This is a genomic window from Coleofasciculus sp. G1-WW12-02 (assembly GCF_040219735.1).
Lineage (GTDB): Bacteria > Cyanobacteriota > Cyanobacteriia > Cyanobacteriales > Coleofasciculaceae > Coleofasciculus.
On the sequence record NZ_JAVJRX010000108.1, the window covers coordinates 34,875 to 49,875 of the forward strand.

12 protein-coding genes and 3 pseudogenes are annotated in these 15,001 nt (G+C 47.2%); 9 read left to right on the top strand and 6 right to left on the bottom strand.

Features of this window, described 5'->3' with window-relative positions; genetic code table 11:
* Window positions 1-31: 31 nt before the first annotated feature.
* The gene (locus RID09_RS18025; RefSeq protein ID WP_446337306.1) at window positions 32-1,840 is read left to right on the top strand and encodes a general stress protein; all 1,809 of its coding nucleotides are present in this window, start codon (window positions 32-34) and stop codon (window positions 1,838-1,840) included.
* 190 nt (window positions 1,841-2,030) lie between these two features.
* A complete protein-coding gene (locus RID09_RS18030; protein WP_446337307.1) occupies window positions 2,031-2,507 on the top strand; it encodes a BON domain-containing protein in 477 nt (158 codons plus the stop codon).
* 369 nt (window positions 2,508-2,876) lie between these two features.
* On the opposite strand, the gene RID09_RS18035 is transcribed toward RID09_RS18030, so the two are convergent.
* On the bottom strand, window positions 2,877-3,215 hold the full coding sequence (locus RID09_RS18035; protein WP_446337308.1) for a hypothetical protein: 339 nt from the start codon (window positions 3,213-3,215) through the stop codon (window positions 2,877-2,879).
* Between the two features lie 304 nt (window positions 3,216-3,519).
* Here RID09_RS18035 and RID09_RS18040 point away from each other — a divergent pair.
* A pseudogene (locus RID09_RS18040) lies at window positions 3,520-3,696 on the top strand (phosphoadenosine phosphosulfate reductase domain-containing protein); the annotation flags it as partial.
* Between the two features lie 408 nt (window positions 3,697-4,104).
* Here RID09_RS18040 and RID09_RS18045 read toward each other — a convergent pair.
* Together RID09_RS18045 and RID09_RS18050 are read right to left on the bottom strand one after the other, a co-directional pair.
* A complete protein-coding gene (locus RID09_RS18045; RefSeq protein ID WP_446337309.1) occupies window positions 4,105-4,641 on the bottom strand; it encodes a hypothetical protein in 537 nt (178 codons plus the stop codon).
* Window positions 4,642-4,989, bottom strand: a complete 348-nt coding sequence (locus tag RID09_RS18050; RefSeq protein WP_446337310.1) for a PadR family transcriptional regulator — start codon at window positions 4,987-4,989, stop codon at window positions 4,642-4,644.
* 144 nt (window positions 4,990-5,133) lie between these two features.
* Between RID09_RS18050 and RID09_RS18055 the strand changes: the two are divergent.
* From RID09_RS18055 to RID09_RS18070, 4 genes and pseudogenes are all read left to right on the top strand, one after another.
* Window positions 5,134-5,281: pseudogene (locus tag RID09_RS18055) on the top strand (Uma2 family endonuclease); the annotation flags it as partial.
* Window positions 5,282-5,437: 156 nt separating this feature from the next.
* Window positions 5,438-6,094, top strand: a complete 657-nt coding sequence (locus RID09_RS18060; RefSeq protein WP_446337311.1) for a DUF1294 domain-containing protein — start codon at window positions 5,438-5,440, stop codon at window positions 6,092-6,094.
* A 146-nt stretch (window positions 6,095-6,240) separates the two neighbouring features.
* A complete protein-coding gene (locus RID09_RS18065) occupies window positions 6,241-7,548 on the top strand; it encodes a glutamate-5-semialdehyde dehydrogenase (RefSeq protein ID WP_446337312.1) in 1,308 nt (435 codons plus the stop codon).
* Window positions 7,549-7,604: 56 nt separating this feature from the next.
* Window positions 7,605-8,156, top strand: a complete 552-nt coding sequence (locus RID09_RS18070) for a Uma2 family endonuclease (RefSeq protein WP_446337313.1) — start codon at window positions 7,605-7,607, stop codon at window positions 8,154-8,156.
* 72 nt (window positions 8,157-8,228) lie between these two features.
* Here RID09_RS18070 and topA read toward each other — a convergent pair whose 3' ends face one another.
* Both topA and miaB read right to left on the bottom strand, forming a co-directional pair.
* Window positions 8,229-10,826, bottom strand: coding sequence for a type I DNA topoisomerase (gene topA, locus RID09_RS18075; RefSeq protein ID WP_446337314.1), 2,598 nt, complete (start codon window positions 10,824-10,826; stop codon window positions 8,229-8,231).
* Between the two features lie 725 nt (window positions 10,827-11,551).
* Complete coding sequence (miaB, locus tag RID09_RS18080) at window positions 11,552-12,907, bottom strand: tRNA (N6-isopentenyl adenosine(37)-C2)-methylthiotransferase MiaB (RefSeq protein WP_446337315.1); 1,356 nt, start codon at window positions 12,905-12,907, stop codon at window positions 11,552-11,554.
* Between the two features lie 175 nt (window positions 12,908-13,082).
* Here miaB and RID09_RS18085 point away from each other — a divergent pair, with 175 nt between their 5' ends.
* Together RID09_RS18085 and RID09_RS18090 are read left to right on the top strand one after the other, a co-directional pair.
* Entirely contained in the window at window positions 13,083-13,298 is a 216-nt protein-coding gene (locus RID09_RS18085; RefSeq protein WP_446337316.1) for a hypothetical protein, read from the top strand.
* A gap of 3 nt (window positions 13,299-13,301) precedes the next feature.
* Window positions 13,302-13,713: pseudogene (locus RID09_RS18090) on the top strand (hypothetical protein).
* 340 nt (window positions 13,714-14,053) lie between these two features.
* Here the strand turns inward: RID09_RS18090 and RID09_RS18095 are convergent.
* Entirely contained in the window at window positions 14,054-14,875 is an 822-nt protein-coding gene (locus RID09_RS18095) for an NACHT C-terminal helical domain 2-containing protein (protein ID WP_446337317.1), read from the bottom strand.
* Window positions 14,876-15,001: the final 126 nt, after the last annotated feature.

The following is a 15,001-nucleotide window of genomic DNA, read 5'->3' on the forward strand; positions in this document are numbered from 1 at the left end:
ACAAAAACCTTTCCCGCTGGGAGAAAAATAAATGACTTTAAGACACCATAAACGAGCGATAGGCGCTTTTCCCCACCGCCGAGACGCGGAATCGGCATTGAGGGACCTGAGAAATTCTCACTACCCGATGGATAACATTTCCGTAATCACACAGGATTCTAATCGAACTGATCAGCTAGCCGGAACGAATGGACATGAGAAGAAAGTCGGTAACAAAGCCGACGAGGGTGCGACAACAGGCGCCGTTACAGGAGGTGCATTAGGAGGTTTGACAGGCTTGTTAGTCGGTTTGGGAACCTTAGCCATTCCGGGGGTGGGACCAATTTTACTCGCAGGTGCAACAGCAACCGCGATCGCAACCACTTTGGCAGGGGGGGCTATCGGAGCAGCAGCGGGTGGTTTGGCTGGCGCACTCATTGGTTTAGGCATTCCTGAACACCGAGCCAAAGTCTACAATGAGCGAGTCTCTCGCGGAGAATATTTAATCATCGTAGAAGGCACCGAAGCAGAAATCCGTAGTGCCGAAAGAATTTTGCACCATCGCGGGATTCAAGAGTGGGAGATTTTCGATGCGCCGAACGTTGCTCCCTCTGGTACCCACCCTGTCACCTCCAAGACTTCTGAGCATCATTTAGATCGAGATCACCACCATTGTCGTGCCATTGGGGTATTTCCCCACTATCACCATACCGATGCTGCAATTCGGGAATTAAGCGAGGCAGGTTTTCCGCTCAATCAAATTTCTGTAATTTCCCGTGATCAGGAGAAACATAATTGGATACCGAATGTGAATGTTCGCGATCGCTTCGATAAAACATCATTTGGTTTTCTCAACGATCGTCATCACTTCTTTGATGAGCAATTCAACCGGGGTGAATACCTGATTGTTTTAGAGGGTACAAAAGCCGAAATCCGTCGCGCTGAAGCCATCTTAAATCGTCACGGTGTCCGAGAATGGGAGATTTTTGATGCACCGGATCACAACTCCTCTGATATGGCTCAATCCCTTGTCTGTACTCCCAATTCTGACACCACTCGCCATAATCATGCCATTGGTGTTTTTTCCAACCGTCATAACCTGGAAGCTGCAATCTGGGAATTGAGCAATGCTGGCTTTCCCATGAACCACGTTTCTCTGATTACCCGTGACAACAAGCACAACAACTGGATACCGGGTTTGAATGTTCGCGATCACTTCGATCAAACATCCTTTGGCTTTCTCAAAGATCGTCATCACTCCTTCCACAACCGATTTAACCAGGGTGAATACTTACTGATCTTAGAAGAAAAAGAAGCCCAAATCCGTCGCGTCGAACCGATCTTGCGCCGTCACGGTGTCCAAGAATGGGCGATTTTTGACGGACTCAATGATGATCATTCTCCTCGGAGTAATTCAATGGCTAATACTTCCCACGCTGTAAATCACCCTCATCGGGCGGTTGGTACATTCTCTCGTCGCCATGATATGGATACGGCAATCCAGGAATTATACGATGCAGATTTTCCGATGAATCAAGTGTCTGTGATTGCTCGTGACTATCAGCGCCACAACTGGATGCCTAATCTTACCATTCGCGATCGCTTTGATAGCGCTTTCGGCTTTCTCGGAGAACATAATTCCTTTTTCCATGACCGATTTAATCGAGGTGCATTTCTGGTAATGGTAGAAGGCACCCAAGCCCAAATCCACCAAGCCGAAACCATTTTGAGCCGTCATGGAATACAGGATTGGGGGATTTTTAATTCGGCGACGGGTCAGGTTCAGGAACCCCATCGCACCAACCGGATCAGTGATGATCCTGAAGTCGTGATCGTTGACCGTCGCCATCAAACCTTCTAATAAAAGCAGAAGACTCTCAATACTGCAAGGAATAAGCCTTCTTAGAAACGATAAACCCCAATAGTTCCAGGGTTTCATTCTCATCTAGTTTTCAAGCGCCGAGTAGTATTGAGACGACTCTAAGGTTAGCGAGTTACCAAAAATTAAGGCAAAAAATCCTTATCTACTGTTTTCAACCTTAGGAAAAACCATGAAAAAATTCACCCCTGTTCTCTTGGCTAGTTTTATGCTCTTTGGTGCTGTAGCTTGCGCCGACGGTGCTAAAACCAGTGCAGATGCTCCAAATACAATTACAGACGCGCCAGAAGTTCTAGACGCTGATGAGGCTCAAGAAAGCCAGGAAGATGGTCAAAGTCAAGTTCGCCAAAACCAGCTTAATGCTGACATTCGCGCCCGGGAGGAGCGCAACAATGCCTTAAATGACGGTGCGGCTGAAGGTAGAAGTGATGATGACCTAGAGAGCGAAGTTCGCAGTAAACTCGAAGCGAATCTTCCAGCTAGTGCATTAGTTATTGAAGCGGAGGACGGTGCTGTAACTGTATCGGGAACTGTCCCCACTCAGGAACAATTTGAGAGAATTGAACCCTTGGCAAAAGAAATCAAAGGGGTTCAGGCGGTCAATGTTAAAGCTGCTGTTGCTCCCGCGCAACCTAAGGAGAATAATTGAAACTTCTTCACTTTGTCCAACTTTGACATCTCCCCTCCTTAAAAGAGAGGGGATTGGAGAGCGGATGTTACGCGACAGCTTGAAAGCACAGCGCGTAACATTTCTCGCGGTATGATCGAGTCAGGTTAATGAACAGGTCATATCGCCTTGGCAGTGTCAAGCTGCCCATGCCCACCTTGGCTAGGTTGAGTCCTAGCTGTGTGGGTACGGGCGAAGCATTTGCGAAGTTTAGTGAGCGGTTTGTTGCATAACTATAGAGCGCAAATGCTTCGCCCCTACTTATGATATTCGCAGCACCGTTGCAATCTGCGTTAATCAATTGACCGCTAGAGGTTCTATACAGTTGACTCACCTCTCAATGATGTGTCCTTAGTTACCCGTGCTATGGCTATGAGGCGTGCTACTATTGCCCTGTTGACCGGACATCGCCCCAGTATGGGCATTACCACTGTCCATCGTACCATGGTTCATTTTGGCTTTGCACTTCTCCATCATCTGCTGCATCTGACTCATTGTTTGCTGCATCTGATCCATCATTTCTTGGTGCTGTTGATGCTGATTGGCTGTAGCTTCAGGAGTAGAGTTTGCAGGTGTGCCAGGGGTGACTTCTCGGTTCTGTGCCAATAAGGGGCTACCTGTAAGCCCTAGGGCTACCACACCTCCAACGGCTGCACTGATAAGAGTTTGAGTAAATAGTCTTGCATTCATAACATTCTCCGGCTTAACAAGCTCTATGGAGTTTCTTATCTAATAGCTTGACAGCCCTTTATGAAATTAGGATGAAATACCTCGTCTAAACCTGAATCAGAACAACAGCTTGCTTTTCATCCTGATTTCACTTTCGCCTGTTTTACTAAGGGTAAAAGTAAGTATTAATACTCAGTCGAGTTGGAGCAAGCTGTTATGATCTGTGCGAGTACATCCGTGAGCCAAGTTACCACGTTTGACCTAAATCAACTAAACCAGCGATTTGAAAGCGCACATCCAAGAGATATTCTAACCTGGTGTCTAGAGAATACAGACATGGGCATACATAGCGGAGCATAGTGTGATTTACCACCCCCTCCATGACCAAGGGTATGCAAGTATCGGTGATGAACCGCTGACGACGCCAGTAGTTTCAGGGGAACACGAACGGGCGGGGCGCTGGCGCGGTATAGGAAAAACCGAGTGTGGTATTCATATTTGACACTCCCCGGTCTAAAGACGCGGAGTTTCCTGCGACGGAGGTATAATTATTGTCGTCGCTCAGGGGTCACGGATCACGGGTGACGCCGCCACTCCTTTACAAAACTAAACATCTTTTTTGTAAATAGGGGGTGACACCCCTCATCCCATAAGTTTATAATTGTGCATAGTAGATGCACCCTGATAATCCGGAGAGTTGCTTAGGTGACTCTCTTTTTTTTGTCTTTTGTCTTTTGTCATTCGTCCTTGGCAAATCACGAACCGATCACGACATTGATTGAGTCGAGGGTGAGCCGATCCAATGGGGTGGACAGGTGTTGTTAATTGGTGTAAGGGGGTAGCCCCTACAGGGTACAGGTGTTTCGGATCATCCATCAATAAGGGGCGCGATCGCAATCGTGGGGAGTTGCTAACGCAGTCGTCTCGCCGCGATCGCAAGTCGTCTCAGCTTGATCAAAGTGACGGTAATGCAGAGTCGAGTTAATCGCCAGTAGGTTAATAGGGTTACTCGCCAATGGGGATCACCCTCATCTAGCCGTTGGCGACGATCCAGCAAAATATCATGTAGCCAATCTTGGTATTCTTCCCACTCCTGAGGCGCTTTTTCGGCAAGGGTTTGAGCGATCAAGTCAGCTAGTTTGACATCCCCTTTCATAGTAGGAGAAGCATCGGTTTTGACCGATCGCCTGGTGATGAGGCGATGTTGTCGGTAAGCCAGAAAACTAATGGTGAGGCTGAGAATTACTAATCCGATACTTAATCCTAAGGCGACATAGCTGGGTAATCCTAGCCAGAAAAGCGCGATCGCAACTCCAGCAATAGCAACGTAGATGGTAAATTCAACAGTTAGATAGATCAAGGTTTTGGCGATCGCTTTTACACCACGCCGGATAAAACGTATTATCTGCGAAACGACGTGGCGGCGGTGACGGTTTCGTTGCATCATTTAAAGTTCTCCCAGTACAGGTTGCAAATGTTGTAAGGCGTTGAGGAATTGTTGCTTTTTCTCTAAGGCTTGCAAGCCAGAACCTGTGATTTTGTAGTAACGTCGGCGTGCGCCTGTGGTTTCCTCCGGCGCTTCATCACCCCAGCGAGAGGTCACAAATCCCCGCTTTTCCAGTTTTCGCAAGGTGGGGTAAAGGGAACTGAAGCCAATGGTGCGTTCACCGTTGCTAGCTTGCGCGATCGCACTCATAATCTCCAATCCATAGCGTTCTCGATACATCAGCGCATTCAGGATCGACTCTTCTATCAACGTCAGATTCAGCGTGTCGTCTTTGTTGCGAATAGGCATCGGGTCATCCATACTATATTCATAATTTTATTATATATTCAATTTTTGAATATAGTGGAGATGAAGCCGTTCCTAGTAGGCGCTCTTTGCGCCTCTATAGTTAGCGCTGTCTATAATAAAGCCAGAAAAAGAAACGCGATCGCGATGAGAGTCACCACAGCCAAATGGACAATAGACGAATATCACCGCATGATTGCGGCGGGGATTTTAGAGGATCGGCGGGTGGAACTACTTCAGGGAGAAATTGTTGAGATATTACCAGAAGGAGAACCCCATGAAGCTGGGGAATATGCTTCAAGAGCTACGTTAACTGGAGGAATAATTTATCCCTTAGCATTTCCTGATATAAGTATATCCATCGATTCTATTGTCACTGTTGATACCCAACTGTAGGGGTGCAAGGCTGACGCCATGGTATAGTATTCTAAACTAGCATTTAGTTTTAGGGATGAAACCCAAAACGCATAAAGGTCAATTAACGGTTTGGAAAGACGAAAGGGGTTTTGGCTTTATCAAACCTAATCATGGCGATCAAGACGTTTTTCTGCATATCACTGGATTAAAAAATCCTAATCGCCGTCCCCAAGTCGATGACATTATCCTTTATCAAGTAACCGTTGACAACAAAGGAAAACGTCGTGCTAGCAATGCTGTTATCGAAGGAACGGCATCTCAGCCTAGTCCAAAACAGTTAGCCAAAACCTCTGCTAAAAGAAAGGGATCGAAAAAGAGAACAAAATCGTCTTTATTAGTCTGGGAAGTTTTGTTTTTATCTCTATTTCCTATTGGCGGTTCAGTTCACTTGGCATCAATAACATCAAATTTTATTCCTCTGCTGCTGTATTTGAGCATGAGTGGGTTAACCTTTCTCCTTTATGCTCACGATAAGTCCCATGCTAGAACCGGAGAATGGAGGACACCTGAAAAAACGTTACATTTGTGCGAACTAGCAGGTGGATGGTTAGGTGCTTTCATTGCTCAACGCACCCTACGCCACAAAAGTAGCAAAAATTCTTACCAAATCGTATTTTGGGCAATTGTGGCTTTTCATATTATGTTTTGGAGCGCTTGGCTGTTCAAACATTTATTTAATATCCGGATTTGATGGAATTACGAACAAAAATTGAGAACTTATAGCGTTGTCTTAATAGGGGACTTGTGGCTTCTGGGAAAGACATCAATCATAATTTCCGCCAAGCCCAGGATTTTGCTACACTTCAGATGACTTAGTTGGTATTTGTATCTCCAGCCATGACAGCGACTCCAGTACCATCCCAATCCCTCAGCGCTATCGCACAATCCACTCGCCAAGCGGCGCGACTGTTGGCGGTTATGTCCACTGATACTAAGAATCTAGCCATTGAAGCGATCGCGAAAGCCTTAGAAACCGCAACAGCAGATATTTTGGCGGCGAATGTCGCGGATTGTCAAGCCGCAGAAGCGGAGGGTATCCCCAAACCCCTTTACAACCGCCTGAAGCTGGATGAGACAAAACTAAACGCCGCGATCGCGGGGGTGCGGGATGTGGGGAAGTTGACTGATCCCATTGGCGCAATCCAAATTCATCGGGAACTCGATAAAGGATTAGTTCTCAAGCGCGTCACTTGTCCCCTGGGAGTCTTAGGCGTTATCTTTGAAGCACGTCCCGATGCGGTGATGCAAATTACCTCCCTGGCGGTGAAATCGGGGAATGGGGTGATTCTCAAAGGTGGGAAAGAAGCAGTACGATCCTGTGAAGCGATTGTTAAGGCGATTCATAAAGGATTATCTACAAGTTCGATTGATCCGGCGGTGGTGCAACTCTTAACCACCAGAGAGGAGACGATGGCGCTATTGCAGTTGGATCAATACATTGATTTAGTTATTCCCAGAGGATCGAATGCCTTTGTCCGTTTTGTTCAAGATAATACCCGGATTCCGGTATTGGGTCATGCGGATGGGATATGTCATGGTTATATTGATCGGGCGGCTGACTTGCAAAAAGCGGTAGAGATTACTGTCGATGCGAAAACCCAGTATCCGGCGGTGTGTAATGCGATAGAAACCCTACTGATCCATCGTGCGATCGCGCCGAGTTTCCTTCCCCTAGCCGCAAAAGCCTTGAAAGAACGGCTGGTGGAACTCCGTGGCGATGAAGCGACTTGCCAAATGATTGACTGTTCAGCCGCCACAGATGCAGATTGGTCTACAGAATACAATGATTTAACTCTGTCGATTAAAATCGTAGACTCTCTGGAAGCAGCAATTAATCATATTAATCATTATGGTTCTGGGCATACCGATGTTATTGTCACCGAAGATGCAGACATTGCCCAGATATTCCTCAATCAAGTGGATGGCGCGAATGTTTTCCACAACTGTTCGACTCGGTTTGCGGATGGGTTCCGTTATGGGTTTGGCGCGGAAGTCGGAATTAGTACAAATAAATTACCGCCCCGTGGTCCTGTAGGATTGGAGGGATTGGTGACGTATAAGTATCAAATGACAGGTCAAGGTCAGGTTGTTGCGAGTTATAGTGGCAAGGATGCCAAATCCTTTACCCATAAGGATTTGGATTGAAGGAAACCTAAACCTAATCAGTGTTTCATCTTTAAAGCAACAGAAACGCGATCGCGATGGCACTCATCACAGCCAAATGGACAATAGACGAGTATCACCGCATGATTGCGGCAGGGATCTTAGAGGATCGGCAGGTGGAACTACTTCAGGGAGAAATTGTCGAGATGTCACCAGAAGGAGAACCCCACGCCTACTTCAGTAGTGAAGCTGGGGAATATCTGATGCGACGGTTATGCGATCGCGCAATGGTTCGCTTAGCCAAGCCGATTACACTCCCAAACAACTCTGAACCTGAACCCGATATTGCCATTGTGCAACGATTGGGGCGTGAATACCTAGAACATCACCCTTATCCAGAGAATATTTTCTGGCTCATCGAATACTCCGAGTCAACTTTAGAGAAAGATTTAGAGATAAAACGTAAAATTTATGCCCAAGTTGGTATTCCTGAATACTGGGTTGTTAACCTCAAAAGAAGACAACTGATTGTATTTCGAGATCCCCAAGATGGAGAATACGCTTCCCGATCTACCCTAACGGGAGGAAGCATTTATCCCCTAGCCTTTCCTGATATAAGTATATCCGTCGATTCTATTGTCAGTAGGTAGCTCAAGCCCTATAGCCCTTCCATAATTTATTCAATTGAGTAGAGACGTTGCATGCAACGTCTCTACATCAACCTATTTTTTGGTACTTTTGCGACTTTTTGAGGATTTTTTGGAACGGCTGCTGGATTTCTTCGCGGCTAAGAGTTCCAAGGCTTTTTCTAAGGTAATATCCTCAACCGATTGATCATCAGGGATTCCCGCATTAGTTTTACCATGCTTGATGTATGTCCCATAAGGACCCTCGTAGATATTGACGGGTTCTTTGTCCTCTGGATGCGCCCCTAATTCCCGTAATGGAGTCTTGGACTTGCTGCGACTACCCCCTTTGGATTTTTTCGGCTGAGACAATATCTCCAATGCACGCTCTAGGGAAATTGTCAATACATCGTCCTCTTTTTTGAGGGAACGATAATCTTTTCCCTCTTTACCCTGGTTGTGGACAACATAAGGACCAAAACGCCCCAATCCCGCCTGAACTTTGCCCCCAGTTCCAGGATGAACACCTAGAGTACGCGGGAGTGCTAATAGACCCATCGCCATGTCTAGGGTGACATCTTCCATGTTCACCCCTTTGGGTAAAGACATCCGCTTCGGTTTCTTATTCTCCTCAGAGACTTCACCCAATTGGACATAAGGACCATAACTCCCGGTTAACAGATAAATCGGTTCGCCCGTTTCGGGGTGCAGTCCCAGTTTTTCCGGTCCTTGGGTTTTTTGTTTGAGGATAATCTCTACCTGTTCTGCATCCAGTTCAGAGGGGGTCAAGTCTTGGGGAATGGATGCGGTGACGGAGCCCTCGCCATTTCCGGCTTCGATATAGGGACCAAATTTACCGATGCGAACTTTAACATTCAGATTTTCTAGTTCTACACTCCGGGCTTCATTGGGATCAATTTGGTCTTCCCGTTCGCGAACTTGGGTTTCTAAGCCATTGTCACCCCGATAGAATTTCTCCAGATAGGGTAGCCATTCGGCTTCTCCGGTGGAGATTTCGTCGAGGGTTTGTTCCATTTTGGCGGTAAAGCTGGTGTCTACCAAGTCAGGGAAGTGTTTCTCTAGTAAACTGGTGACTGCAAAGGCGGTGAAGGTGGGGATGAGGGTCTTTTTTTGCATTTGGGCATAGCCGCGATCGATAATTGTACCGATAATGCTGGCGTAGGTACTCGGACGCCCAATTCCTTCACTTTCTAGGGTTTTGACCAGGGAGGCTTCGGTGTAGCGCCCTGGGGGTTGGGTTTCATGACCGATGGCTTCCAGGTTTTTGCACTCCGGATGATCCCCAGCGGCTAAGGGGGGAAGGACAACTTCTTGGTCTTCTAAAGCGGCTTCGGGATCATCAGAACCCTCCACATACGCCCGGAGGTAACCGGGAAAATCGATGCGTTTTCCTGTAGACCGAAATCCTGCATCTTCGACTTCGAGGTCTACGGTAATGTGGGTTTGGCGCGAGTCTGCCATTTGACTGGCGACGGTGCGTTTCCAAATTAACTCATACAGTTGCAATTCGCGACCCGATAATCCGGTGTCTCTGGGGGTACGGAACGTACTTCCGGCGGGGCGAATGGCTTCGTGGGCTTCTTGGGCGGCTTTACTTTTGGTGCTGTACTGACGCGGTTTGGGGCTGAGGTATTGCTGACCATACATTTGTTCGACGCAACTCCGGGCTGCTGCGATCGCTTGTGCGGATAAATGCACCGAATCTGTCCGCATATAGGTAATATACCCCTGTTCGTACAAGTTTTGAGCCGTCCGCATTGTATCCCGTGCCGATAAGCTTAATTTGCGGTTGGCTTCCTGTTGCAGGGTAGAGGTAGTAAATGGGGGGGCGGGTTTGCGGATGACGGGGCGTTCTTCCAGGTCAGTCACTGTCCAGGTTTTGTCCACCAGCCGCGCTTGCAAGTCTCGCGCCTCAGCTTCATTCAGCAGCCGCACCGTCCGCCCTTGGATAATTTGCCCCGTGTTGGCGTCGAAATCACTTCCAGTGGCAATTTTTGTCCCCGCTAGGGTGACGAGGCGGGATTCAAAGGGGGTGTTGTCTTGGTCTAAAAGGGCTTTTAAGTCCCAATAACTCCCTTGACGGAACGCACGGCGTTGGCGTTCTCGATGCACCAAAAGCCTTACCGCAACGGATTGGACGCGCCCCGCTGATAATCCCCAGGCAATTTTTTTCCACAACAGAGGTGAGAGGGTATAACCTACCAATCGGTCTAAAATTCGCCGGGTTTCTTGGGCGCGTACCAGTTGGTCATCAATATCCCGACAATTTTGCAGGGCGTCACGAATCGCTTCTTGGGTAATTTCGTGAAAAACCATGCGTTTGCAGGGAACTTTGGGTTTGAGGACTTGCAATAAATGCCAACTGATGCTTTCCCCTTCCCGGTCTTCGTCTGTGGCTAGGACTAATTCTTCGGCGTCTTGTAGGGCGTCTTTGAGTTGTTTGACGACTTTCTTTTTATCCTTGGGGACAACGTAGATGGGTTCAAAATCTGCTTCCACGTTTACCCCCAACTGCGCCCATTTTTCTCCCTTGATGGCTTCGGGGATCTCACTAGCCGATTGAGGAAGGTCACGAATATGACCCATTGACGCTTCTACTTGGTAGTCCGAAGGCAAGTAGTTACGAATGGTGCGAGCTTTGGTGGGAGATTCGACGATGACGAGGGTGGTCATGGGAGTCCTCAAAATAGCAGCTTAGCTGAACAGTCTAATCTAAGTAGTTTTGGCGAGGTGTCAAGTCATTGATCCGTCCTCAGGGAATTTTGACCCTTCATTTTGGCAAGAGGGTATGGTTTTGAGTGGGAGTGAGGTTCATAGGTGTTAGCGTATGCCGTGTATGATGGCTAGATTAGGTGGTTGGTGCATCCCCAAAGTCGTTACTAGCAGGGCTATGCCAGGAATACAGTCCCAGTTAGTCCATACTACGCTATGGCTTTGGGTAGGTCATCTATGATATTGGTCTCTTCTTCTCTTATATATCCCATCTTCACAGTAACTGCACTTTTTCCAGAGGGAAGGTGGGGAAGCCGAGGCGTAGGGGCGGGTTTTATAGATAACTTATGGTTATACAGTAATAACTTGACTAAATCCGCCCTTGTAGGGAATCAGGGGGAGAAAATGGAAGAACGCAAGTTCAACTGTGGGCAAAATCCAGAGTTTTAGAAACAGTGAATAACTATAGTTCTTAAAACCAAAGGACTATATTTTTTATGTTTATCGTCAATATAATTACTGTTGGAATCGCTAATTCAATGACATGTTACATATTACTCACGGTGCAAAATTAGCCACTTCCACATTCGATTGGAAATCTTTAGCCGATCGCATTCCCAATCGTCAGTTGCTAGAGTCTGTGTCAGGAGTCGGATAGCCATTGCCTACCTGACATGACATCCTTTTTAACAAGGCGCTAATGTTAACGCTTGACCGGTGAGACTGAATGCCCGAACTTCGGTAATTTTTACCTGAACTAACTGTCCTTTTAATTGATTAATATCCCCAGTAAAGAAAGTCAACCGATTCCCCCTGGTGCGTCCCATTACTTGGCTGGAATCCTTGGGATTTTGATCTTCGACGAGGACTTCTTCAATCCGCCCTAAATAACGTTGCGATCGCGCGGCGGCTTTGGTGTTCACTAAATGGTTGAGCCGTTGCAAGCGATCGCTCTTGACCTCTTCACTCAGTTGATTCTCCCACAGGGCGGCGGGTGTACCAGGGCGAGGGGAGTAAGCGGCGGTGTTTAATTGGTCAAATTCAATATCCTCCACCAGTTTCAATGTATTCTCAAACTGTGCTTCGGTTTCTCCCGGAAAGCCGACAATCGCATCCGCACTAATCGACGCATCGGGCATATAATTGCGAATCGTATCAATAATTCGGCGATATTTTTCCTGGGTGTATCCCCGCGCCATGGCTTTGAGGATATCGTTATCTCCAGATTGGAAGGGAATGTGGAAATGTTCGCAAACCTTGGGCAATTCCTTACAAGCGCGAATCAATCGTTCCGTGAAATAGCGGGGGTGACTCGTGGCAAACCGAATCCGCTCAATGCCGGGGACATCGTGAACATAAGAGAGTAAATCTGTCAAGGTGTGCTGATGTCGTCCCGATTCAGTCACGCCAGGTAAATCTCGCCCATAGGCATCAATATTTTGTCCCAGCAGGGTAATTTCCTTATACCCTTGGCGTCCTAATTCCGCCATTTCCGCCCGAATCGCTTCGGGGGTGCGGGATTGTTCCACACCGCGCACATTGGGGACAACGCAGTAGGTGCAGCGTTCGTTACAGCCGTAAATCACATTTACCCAAGCGGTAACGGTGCTATCGCGGCGGGGTTTAGTAATGTCTTCGACGATATGGATGGGTTCAGTGGCGACAACTTGGTTCCCATCACAGACTTGTTCGAGTAAGTCTCTGAGGCGATTGGCGTGTTGGGGTCCCATAACCAAATCCAATTCTGGGACACGTCGCAGCAGTGCTTCTCCCTCCTGTTGAGCGACACAGCCGGCAACAATTAAGGTAAGGTCAGGTTGTTCTTGTTTACGCTTTGCCTGTCTCCCCAGGTAGGAATAGACTTTTTGTTCGGCGTTATCGCGAATCGTGCAGGTGTTGTAGAGAATTAGGCTGGCGTCATTGGGGTCTTCTGACCACTCAAATCCCATATCTTCTAAGATACCAGCCATGCGTTCCGAGTCGGCTTTGTTCATTTGACAGCCGAAGGTGGTGATATGGTAGCGACGGGGAGAGGTGGTCATGTTAGGTTACAGGGTTTTGAGATAGCGTACAGATTCTTATTATAAGTTTTGGTTGTTGAACAAGGGAAAAGACTCCTCCCCTTTCCCCCTCCCTAACCCTTCTGGTGCAAGGGGAGGGAATCAGGAATCGAGTAAGCTTTAGGTGTAAACTCTTGCAATTTGGGAACGTTTAATTATGTCACTAGCTGAGGTGCTTCCTGCGGCACGACAACTCACCGCAACGGAAAAGCTCAAACTGATCCGAATTCTGGCTGAGGATTTGGAGACGGCTAAAGATATTTCACCGTTGGAACCCTTTAAAATCTATGACTTGCCAACCCCTTATGATTGTTTTGGCGCAGGTGCAGTTTTAATGGAAACCCTCAAACCCTCCGATGCAAGTCAGCAGTGATATATGCGGTTTAAATATTCAACCACTAGCCCAACTCAAAATGAGTTTGACAGCCTGCCGAGACTTCCGCTAATGCTACATCGGGAAGATCATATAGTTGAAGCTATTGGGCTAGTGGATAGCGGTGCTACAGTTAATGTTTTACCTTTTGAACTCGGTCTTCAATTAGGGGGAATTTGGGACAGACGATCGCAGAGCTATTATTCAGTTAGCGGGTAATCTTAGCAATCAGCTAGCAATGCCATTTTCTGCGATCGCCAAAATCGGAGACTTTCCCCAGGCAAAATTGCTGTTTGCATGGGTGCAGCGTCCAAACACACCATTGATTTTGGGTCAGACTAACTTTTTTATTGAATTCGATGTTTGCTTCTACCGTTCTAAATTAGAATTTGAAGTCAAGCCAAAATCTCCTTAGCCAGCCAGCTAACTCTACCATTGCACACCAGACCGAAGCAAGGTGGTTGGTGAATTAGTACAATGAAAAATGCGATCGCGCTGAATTAATTAATGCGTTGTTTCGGTATCAAGCTGTTGTAGAGACGTGCCATGGCACGTCTCTACAATGGTGCAGGTGTTGTATTAACTCTACAGAACCCAGATTAAGGCGCAGGGACATAATGTAGGGGTACGGCATTGCCGTACCCTTACAGGTAGCGTTCAATAAACATAATCCGCCTATCCTAACGGGTGAAATGGCAAGAAATGGGAAAGGAACTTCACCTTCAGCGTGAATCGGGACACAATCGGAACTTGGATTATCCGTTGTCGGGAACCCGCAACATCCGTTCTTCAATCGCCGCCCAGGTTTTGGGCGATACCCGCACGGCTGATTCCTTGCACTGAACCATCAGGATATTGGCATAGCAATAATTGGACATTGCCGTTGCTTCTGCTTCAGATAAATTGATCAATTTTGGGTTAAGATTAAAACCTTTGAGACAAGTCTGTAATAGTTGATCAGCAAATGATCGATGTTTTTCTAAGGGTTGATCATCGTTGGGTACTTTAGTTTTTAGAGCTTCTAGTCTGGCAATCAAGACAGTGAGATTGTCATCTTTAAAAATTTTAAGTTCTTTCAGTTTGTAGGCATTATCGATAGCTTTAGTAATAGTCTGGATGTAGGCATTGGCTTTGGTGAGGATGTAGGACTCGGCGTAGGCGTAGGTGTAGGACTCAGCGTAGGCTTTGGCATAAGCGTTGGTGAGGACGTAGGCATTGGCATAGGTGTAGGCGAGAGCTTTGGCATAGGCGTTGAGGGAGGCGTTGGGGGAGGCGTTGGGTAAGGCGTAGGCAAGGATGTTGGCGAGAGAGTTGACGTTGGCGATCGCACGTTTTGCCACAGGCTTCATATTGCTCTCAGAATCAGCCGTGATCCAATCTGCCCAACGTAATAAAGCTTGTAACCGGGGAGTATTAATATAGGTTTGCGCTTCTTTTTCCATCAACAATAGCAACTCATCTGCCCCACCTCGCATCAATCCAGAAACCAACAAAAATACCTCTCGCCAGCGCTCATCGCTAAGATGTTCCTTGACTAACTTATCAATTTGGCGATGATCATCACCCGCATTTCTCACAAAAGGCGTGATTGCGAATAGCAGAAACCTTACCAGACAAGGATTTAAGCCCATTTCTTCACCCCCAGTTGCACAGAACAGTGTGTTGCGCCTTCAAGCCTCTGAATAATCATTTTTCTCAACCTA